The sequence below is a fragment of the Pseudomonas sp. AC463 genome (assembly GCF_979253585.1).
In genome coordinates this window covers 1-427 of record NZ_CEEDDZ010000140.1, presented here as the reverse complement: position 1 = coordinate 427, position 427 = coordinate 1, and the positions used below count along the sequence as shown (strand labels likewise).

1 protein-coding gene is annotated in these 427 nt (G+C 59.7%); it reads right to left on the bottom strand.

Annotation, left to right across the window (positions count from 1 at the left end; all coding sequences use genetic code 11):
* The coding region (locus tag AC0IYH_RS29485) for a serine hydrolase domain-containing protein (RefSeq protein ID WP_471837592.1) at nt 1–427 on the bottom strand (427 nt) is incomplete at both ends.

Sequence of the window (427 nt, the reverse complement as noted above, 5' to 3'; positions counted from 1 at the left end):
GTTAAGGGGGGTATAATCCCATCCTTCGCCGGGGGTGAACTTCAAGTCGCCGGACCCGAACCTCGAGAGGATCTCGGCCGGCGACCCTGTCGAATTGAGGAGCGATCGATCTGCCTTGATCGCGGGAACCAGGAGGTCGGTGATACCGCTGGTGTTCGACAGCAGATGCTTAAACAGCACACGGTCGCCCGTATCGCGGCGGAAATCCGGCAGGTAGGTCGAAACGGGTGCGTCGAGCGATAGCAGGTCACGCTCGACCAAGCGCAGCGCAGTCGCGCTTGCCAACCATTTGGACGCCGAACCCCATTTAAACTGCGTGTGCCGAGTGACGGGACGTTTACCTTCTACATCGGCTATGCCGACACTGCGAATGTGCTCGAGCTTACCCTGTCGTCCGTATGCGAGTACGCCGTTGAAGTCCGCCGAT